The organism is bacterium, assembly GCA_018814885.1.
Classification (GTDB): Bacteria; Krumholzibacteriota; Krumholzibacteriia; order LZORAL124-64-63; family LZORAL124-64-63; genus JAHIYU01.
The window spans coordinates 20,488-27,960 of sequence record JAHIYU010000024.1; the positions used below are offsets into that span (position 1 = coordinate 20,488).

Annotated in this window: 5 protein-coding genes; 2 read left to right on the forward strand and 3 right to left on the reverse strand. The window is 68.3% G+C overall.

Annotated elements, in window-relative coordinates:
• Window positions 1-52: 52 nt before the first annotated feature.
• A complete protein-coding gene (locus tag KJ554_01360) occupies window positions 53-2,488 on the forward strand; it encodes a hypothetical protein (protein MBU0740980.1) in 2,436 nt (811 codons plus the stop codon).
• Window positions 2,489-2,575: 87 nt separating this feature from the next.
• Here KJ554_01360 and KJ554_01365 read toward each other — a convergent pair whose 3' ends face one another.
• The 3 genes from KJ554_01365 to KJ554_01375 all read right to left on the reverse strand — a co-directional run bounded on the left by KJ554_01365 (window position 2,576) and on the right by KJ554_01375 (window position 4,742).
• A complete protein-coding gene (locus KJ554_01365; protein ID MBU0740981.1) occupies window positions 2,576-2,932 on the reverse strand; it encodes a DMT family protein in 357 nt (118 codons plus the stop codon).
• Between the two features lie 127 nt (window positions 2,933-3,059).
• Window positions 3,060-3,833: a LamG domain-containing protein gene (locus tag KJ554_01370; GenBank protein MBU0740982.1), complete on the reverse strand. Its 774-nt coding sequence runs from the start codon at window positions 3,831-3,833 to the stop codon at window positions 3,060-3,062.
• Between the two features lie 135 nt (window positions 3,834-3,968).
• Window positions 3,969-4,742, reverse strand: coding sequence for a LamG domain-containing protein (locus tag KJ554_01375; GenBank protein ID MBU0740983.1), 774 nt, complete (start codon window positions 4,740-4,742; stop codon window positions 3,969-3,971).
• 184 nt (window positions 4,743-4,926) lie between these two features.
• Between KJ554_01375 and KJ554_01380 the strand changes: the two genes are divergently transcribed.
• Entirely contained in the window at window positions 4,927-7,416 is a 2,490-nt protein-coding gene (locus KJ554_01380; protein ID MBU0740984.1) for an alpha amylase C-terminal domain-containing protein, read from the forward strand.
• Window positions 7,417-7,473 lie beyond the last annotated feature (57 nt).

Sequence of the window (7,473 nt, forward strand, 5' to 3'; positions counted from 1 at the left end):
TAACGGCCACGCTTTCGTCCTGTCTCGTCCGTTTCACCGGAGGGATTCAACCATGCGTACGCGATTCACGCTTCTGCTGGCCGGCGGGCTGACTGCCGTCTTGATCTTCGTGTTGAGCCTGATCGCGGGCTGCGGCGGCGACTCGCCCACCGCGCCCCCGGTCGAGGATCCCCCCTGGGAACCGGTGACCGTGGCGGGCCAGCTGGCCATGCCGGAGGGCTACACCGGCGACGTGTCTGCGCTGACCGTCGCCTGCGGCACCGACAGCGCCGGCGTGGCCGCGGACGGGTCCTTCACCATCGACCTGCTGGACGGCGACGCGCAGCTGGCGGTCGTGGTCGGGCCGGGCGGCGGACCGCTGTTCATGGGCTGGCTCGGCGGCGCCAAGAGCACGCTCGACGCGCGCGCCTCCGCCGAGGCGTTGACCTGGTTCGGCGTCGGCGGCTGGATCATGCCGCCGACGGCCGCCGGCCCCGTGCGGGAATTGATCGCCGGGCTGGGCGAGGCCCTGGATCCGCTGACCGCGGCCGTCGCCGCTGCGATGATCGAGCAGCCGGCGGGCCTGAGCGAGCCCTGCCCCGGGATCCGCGACGCCCTCGACGCGCTGGTCGCCCAGGTGCTGGAGCTGGATCCGCCGGGGGCGACGAACAAGGGCATCGTGATCGAGCCGGGAGAGGAGCGCAGCGGCATCGCCGTGCTGAACACCGGCGGCGCCAACGCGGTGACCCTGAAGAACTCCTACCGGCGCCGCGTGCAGGTCTTCGTCCAGCGCACGGGCTGGCTCGACCAGGGCGACGTCCATCACGATCTGAACGACGCGATCCAGGACTTCGAGATCCCCCCGGTCGCCGGTTACGCCGGCGTCATCAACACCATCGGCGGCTATTTCACGGGCGATGTGGCCTACACGCCGGTGACGATGCCGCCGATCACCCTGGAGAACATCGACAACGCCAAGCGCACCTATTACGAGATCATCACCGGCGGCCTGGCCGGCTTGAATCCTCCCAGCGAGCCCTGGCTGACGAGCAGCCAGCAGGACCAGATCGATTGGGTGGCGCTGAAGAGCCTGGTCTGGGACTTCTTCGTGCCGCTGGTGATGAACGTCGTCGCGACGGCCAACCAGGTCGAACAGCTCGACGGCCTGCTGGGGGTCGAGGATGGACTGGGCGGCGACATCCAGACCTTCGTCGGCTTCTGCATCACGACGGTGCCCGCGATCGTCACACACGCCTCGCAGGGCAACATCGTCGACGCCCTGGCGGAACTGTGGAGCGCCTTGACCGGTACGGGCGATTTCCAGAACTCCGCCTTCGGCCTGGTCCGCAACATCTTCCAGTATCTCGGCGTCGAGGCCGGCTACACGGGCATGGCCATGGAACGGGCGGCCGAGTACCTCGGCCTGGTCGGCTGGATCGACATCGTCGGCAACTACCTGGACAGCGGCGCCGTGGCCACGCACTGCTCGCTGTCGAACCACTCGGAGGTCTGGGAGCTGACGGTGACGTCGCCCCTGCTCACCCTCACGCCCCGGGAGCCCGTGATCCCGCTCGGTTCCCAGGTGGACACCCTGCGCATCAACCTGGTCGACGACACGGGCGGCGACCTCGGCGGCGCGAGTTTCAAGTACCACTGGCACTGCGGCGGCGGACACGGCCGCATCATCAATCCCATACATCCGAGCGCCGGAAGCAACGATTTCGAGACCAGCAGCGACTGGGTGCGCTACGAATCCGACATCGCGCTGGGCGCCGGCGCGGACGAGGTCTACGCGGAGATCTACGTCACGCTGGGCGGTATCGACACCTACGTCGGCGCGGACACCACCGCGGTGACCGTCATCGGGCCGGAGCTGGTGCTGCCCGACTCGCTCTTCACCTGCCCCGGGGGCAATTTTCCCCTCAATCCCACGCTGGATCCCCCGTACGGACCCGACGTCGTGCTGCGGTTCCAGTGGCAGTGCGGCGGCGCCGCGGGCACGCTGAGCGGTCCCGAGGGCCAGACCGGCAGCTGGACGACGACCGGGAACCCCGCGGCCAGCTACAGCGGCGATCCCGCCGGCGGCTTCGACACCATCGTCTGCAGCGTCGCCATCGAGACCGACGGCGGCACCTTCGCCACCGTGGCCGACGCCGCCATCGACGTCGAGGTGGCCGACCAGGAGATGTTCAACGGCGCGACGTACGGCGAATCCCACTACGACCCCGCCCAGAACATCGGCGGCTGGGGCGTGTACGTGCGCTTCACGAAGATTCCCGGCGTGGCGCGCTACCGCGTCCATGGCTACGACTTCTACGACTGGGCCTACTACGGCGACCATTTCGACCGCACCGGACCGCCTTGGCCGACCTACTCGCAGGATCTCGGTGACGAGGTCCTGGTCTTTTTGACCGGCGGCGGCGGCAACGGCGATCCCGCCGACGCCCTCGCCTGGGGTCTGAGCCGCTTCGAGGGGGCGATCTGGGAGATCACGCCGGTCTGTCCCTAGACGCGGCGAGCGGGCTGCGCCCGGCGAGGGGCGCAGCCCGCTCGGGGAAACAGCGGGCACAGTCGGCCGCCTGCTCGCGCCGGACGGTCAGTGCGCCGCCATTCCGCTCCTGAAGAGGAAGAAGGCCGCGGCGCACAGGCAGAGGCCCGCCCACAGGTAGTCGAGCTTGACCTGTTCGCGCAGATACAGCGTGGCGATCGGAACGAACACGCTCAACGAAATGATCTCCTGCAGGATCTTCAACTGACCGATGTTCATCTGCGCGTGCCCGATCCGGTTCGCCGGCACTTGCAGCAGGTACTCGAACAGCGCGATCCCCCAGCTCGCCAGGGCGGCGATGATCCAGGGCTTGTGGCTCAGCTCCTTGAGGTGCGCATACCACGCGAGCGTCATGAATACGTTCGAAGCCGTCAGGAGCAGGACCGTCTTCGCTATCGGAGGCAACACTTCCACGCTCCTACGACATATCGGCCGATCACCGCACGAGCATGATGGACTGCGCCCGGCGATGGCGGCCCGAACACGCCGTGCCCGATGCGCTCCCGGGGCCGCCTCCGCTGATCGTCTCCACTCAGGGCCGGTAGCCCGCCTTCACGCCGCCCCAGGTCGATCGCGTCGTTCCCACCATTCCGGAATCGATCCACGCGGGGTCGGCCGCGTCGGCGCCGGCGTCGCTCCCGAGCTGTCCGTCACGGCCGGGCACGGCACAGGTCGCGACCTGGCCCGATGCGTCCTCGAAGGACCACGCCCCCTGCAGGTGGGCGTGGTCCGGATGCCCGGCATCGATGCGGCGGGTCATCCAGACCCGGATCGCTTCCTGGCCGACGACGTTGTCGAAGATCCGGACCTCGTCGATCGCGCCGTCGAAGGGGAAGGACCCGTTGGGTGTGTTGCCGATCACCAGGTTCGCCGTGGCGTCGATGATCGCGCCCCAGTAGTAGCCGTTCAACTCTGCCTCCCCGTCGACGTACATGACGAGGTCCCCTTCGGCGGAGCCCGCCCACGTCACGGCCACGTGCACCCACTGGCCCAGATGCGCCGAGATGTTGACCATCCCGACGATGCTGCCGTTGGTGATGAACCTGAGCATTCCGGAGGAGTCGACGTCGAGCTCGTAGGCGTTGGCGGCGTCGCGGTCGGAGAGGATCCGCCCGCCGTTGAACGCGTCGCCGCGGATCCAGGCCTCGAGCGTCAGGGGCCCGGTGAGGTTGACGGGGTCGGAGATCAGGACCCTGTCGTCGGACCCGTCGAACTCCAGCGCGTGACCGCTCTGGGCCCATGCGCCACCTGCCGCGACTCCGAGTACCATCACCGCTCCCAGACCGATCCAGATGGCCGTGCGCATTTCGATTCCCCCTTCATTGTCACGAAGTCATGCGATCGATTTGTCGATCATATCACCAACCGATTGAAACGATTCTGCAGCGATCGCCTCGACTGCCGCTGATCCATGCATCCCGGATATGCGGCTCGGCGACGGTCAGGGCCGGTAGATTTCCTTCACGCCGCCCCAGGTCGACCGCGTCGTTCCCACCATCCCGGAACCAATCCACGCGGGGTCGGCCGCGTCGGTGCCGGTCTCGTTTCCGAGTTGCCCGTCCCGGCCGAGGACGGAGCCGGCCGCGACCTGGCCCGATCCCTCCTCGAAGCTCCACGCCCCCTGCAGATGGGCGTAGTCCGGGTGCCCGGGACCGATCCGGCGTGTCATCCAGGTCCGGATCGCTTCCTGGCCGACGACGGTGTCGAAGACCCGGATCTCGTCGATCGCGCCGTCGAAAGGATATGTGCCCCAGCCGGAGATGCCGATGGCCAGGCTGCCCGTGGCGTCGGACATGGTTCCCGTGTAGTAGTAGGCCGCCTCCGCTTCCCCGTTGGCGTAGATGTCGATGTCCCCGCCGGCGGGCCCCTCCCATGTCACGGCCAGGTGCACCCACTGGCCGAGATACTGCGAGATGTCGAGCATCCCGCGGGCGCCGCCATTGATCGTGAACCTCAACGACCCGAGGGAGTTGATGTCGATCTCGTAGCCGTTGGCGGCATCCCGGTTGGAGAGGATCCGCCCGCCGTCGAACGCGTCGGGGCGGATCCAGGCCTCGAGCGTCAAGGGCCCGGTTGCGTTGACGGGGTCGGAGACCGTGACCCGATCGTCGATCCCGTCGAACTCCAGCGCGTAGCCGCTCTGGGCCCATGTACCCCCTGCGGCGAGTCCGAGTACCATCGCCGCCCCGAGACCGATCCAGCCTGCCGTGCGCATTTAGATTCTCCCTTCGCTGGTCTTGTGTCTTCCTTCGATGTGTTCAACCATAACACGTGCCGGTTGAATCGAATAGGCCGTCCAGACAGGTTCGGGCGGCCGCCTTGTAAAGGGGAGCCGGAACCTCTATAATAGTAGGAACAGCCCTGGACACGCACCCTCCTCCAACGAATAAGCCGACAACATGAAACGAACCAGCTTCGTATCCTGCCTGCTGCTGCTCCTGGCGACCTTCGTCCCCCACGCAGCGACCGCGGCCGCCCAGGACGACAACGTCGAATGGACGGGGATCTCCCACATCGCGTGGCTCGACCGCGACCCGCCCTGCCCGACCGACGGCGCGGCCTTCACGGTCCGCTTCCAGGCCTACCGCAACGACCTCACCACGGCCCGCCTGAACGTGGACGACGGGTCGGCCACCTGGGTCGCCGCGTCGCTGACGGGCACCCGCGGGCCGTACGCCGTCTGGTCGGCCCAGGTCCCCGCGACGGCATCGGCGACGCTCTCCTACTACATCGAGCTCACCGACGGCGCCGACACCGATTACCTGAGCGTCGGCGGGATGACGTCGGATCCGCCGGTGGACGGCGGCTTCGCCCTCGACTTCGCGACCCTGGAACACGCCCCGGTCGGCGCCACGCCGCTGCCCGGCGGCGGGACGGTCTTCAAGGTCTGGTCGCCGACCCGCACGACGGCCCACGTGCGCGGCGAGTTCAACGGCTGGGGCACAGGCGATCCGCTGACCAAGGTCGGCGAGCACTTCGTCGGCCGGGTCGCCGATGCCGCCGCGGGCCAGAAGTACAAGTACTACTTCCAGAACGCGTACTGGAACACCGACGCGCGCGCGAAATCGCTGGACCCGTCCGACAACTACAACGCCCTGATCGTGGATCCGCACGGCTACGCCTGGCAGGCGGACGACTTCGACGTGCCGCCGTTCGAGGAGATGATCGTCTACCAGCTCCACGTGGGCACCTTCGCGGGACGCAACGATCCGTACGGGACGGCGCCGTTTCCCTCGCGCTACGCGGACGTCGCGGCGCGTGCCGCCCACCTGGCCGAGCTCGGCGTCAACGTCGTCATGCTCAACCCGGTCACCGAGTTCCCGGGCGACTACTCGGCCGGCTACAACCCGGTCACCCAGTGGGCGCCCGAGTGGAAGTACGGCACGCCCGACGACCTGAAGCAGATGGTCGACACCCTCCACGCTCACGGGATAGCCGTGATCCTGGACATCGTCTGGAACCACTTCTCCTACACCGACAACTACCTCTGGAACTACGACGGGACCCAGATCTACTACGACGATCCGGCGGTCGCGACCCCCTGGGGCGACCAGGCTGATCTCGACCGCGACGCGGTGCGCGACTACTACGCCGACAGCGCGCTGCTCTGGCTCGATGAGTACCGCCTGGACGGCTTCCGCATGGACGCGACCAGCTACATGAACATCGCGCCGCAGGAGGCGTCGGGCTGGAGCCTGATGCAGCGCCTGAACGACGAGATGGACAACCGCTGCGCCGACAAGATCGCCCTCGCGGAGCAGCTGCCCGACAACTCGTGGGTCACGCGGCCGACGAACATGGGCGGGGCTGGCTTCGACGCCCAGTACTACGACGCGTTCACGGACCAACTCCGCTCCGAGATCTTCGCCGCCGCCGCGGGCGACCCGGAGATGTGGCGGGTCAGGGCCATCATCATCGGCAACGGCGCGTATCTCGAGGGCCGCCACGTGGTCAACTATCTCGAGCTGCACGACGAGGCCTGGCCGTCCAGCGGCGGGCAGCGCATCGTCAAGACCATCGACACGACGGCCCCCCACGACGACGACTGGGCCAAGGGGCGGGTGAAGCTGGCGCAGGGGCTGGTGATGACCGCGCCGGGCATCCCGGCCATCCTGCAGGGCACCGAGTGGCTCGACGACACCGATTTCGGCACGGACTCGGCCAACCGCATCGACTGGTCGAAGAAGACGACCTACGCGAACATCTTCGCCTACTTCCGCGACCTGATCGCGCTGCGGCGGACATCGCCGGCGCTGCGGGCCGACGCCGGCGTGGACGTCTTCCACCTGAACGAGGGCGGCAACGTGCTGGCGTTCCAGCGCTACGACCTGTCGGGGAACATCCTGGTGGTCGTGGCGAACTTCGGCAACGGGGACACCCCGGCCTACCGGATCGGGCTGCCGCAGGGCGGGACCTGGCTCGAGGTCCTGAACAGCCAGGACGCCGCGTATGACGGCAACGGGATCACCAATCCCGGGGACCTCGTCGCGGAGGCCGTGGGCGCCGACGGGTTCGACCAGTCGGCCGAGATCGCGCTGCCGCGGATGGGGCTGGTCGTGCTGGCGCAGGACAGCGGCACGGCGGTCCCCGGCGGAGCGCCGGATGCGGGCGCGCGTGTACGGCTGCTGGGGGCCTATCCGAATCCGTTCAATCCGCGGGTCACGATCGCGTTCGAGATGCTGCGGTCCGGTCCGGTCCGGGTGTCGATCCACGATGTCTCGGGGCGGCGGGTGCGGACGCTCGTGGCCGGGGACTTCGGGGCGGGCGTCCGGCGGATCGTCTGGGACGGGGCGGATGATGCGGGAGGGGATGTCGCCTCGGGTGTCTACTTCGTGCGGCTGGTAGGCGCGGGGACGAAGGCGACCCGGAAGGTGATGCTCCTGCGGTAGGGAAGGGGGCCCCGCAGCGGTCACGGCCGGTTTCGGCCCGGCCCCGGTTTGCCGCGC

Coding starts and splice junctions, on each gene's coding strand:
- KJ554_01360 (MBU0740980.1), top strand. CDS start 53: ATGCGTACGCGATTCACGCTTCTGCTGGCCGGCGGGCTGACTGCCGTC.
- KJ554_01370 (MBU0740982.1), bottom strand. CDS start 3,833: ATGCGCACGGCCATCTGGATCGGTCTGGGAGCGGTGATGGTACTCGGA.
- KJ554_01375 (MBU0740983.1), bottom strand. CDS start 4,742: ATGCGCACGGCAGGCTGGATCGGTCTCGGGGCGGCGATGGTACTCGGA.
- KJ554_01380 (MBU0740984.1), top strand. CDS start 4,927: ATGAAACGAACCAGCTTCGTATCCTGCCTGCTGCTGCTCCTGGCGACC.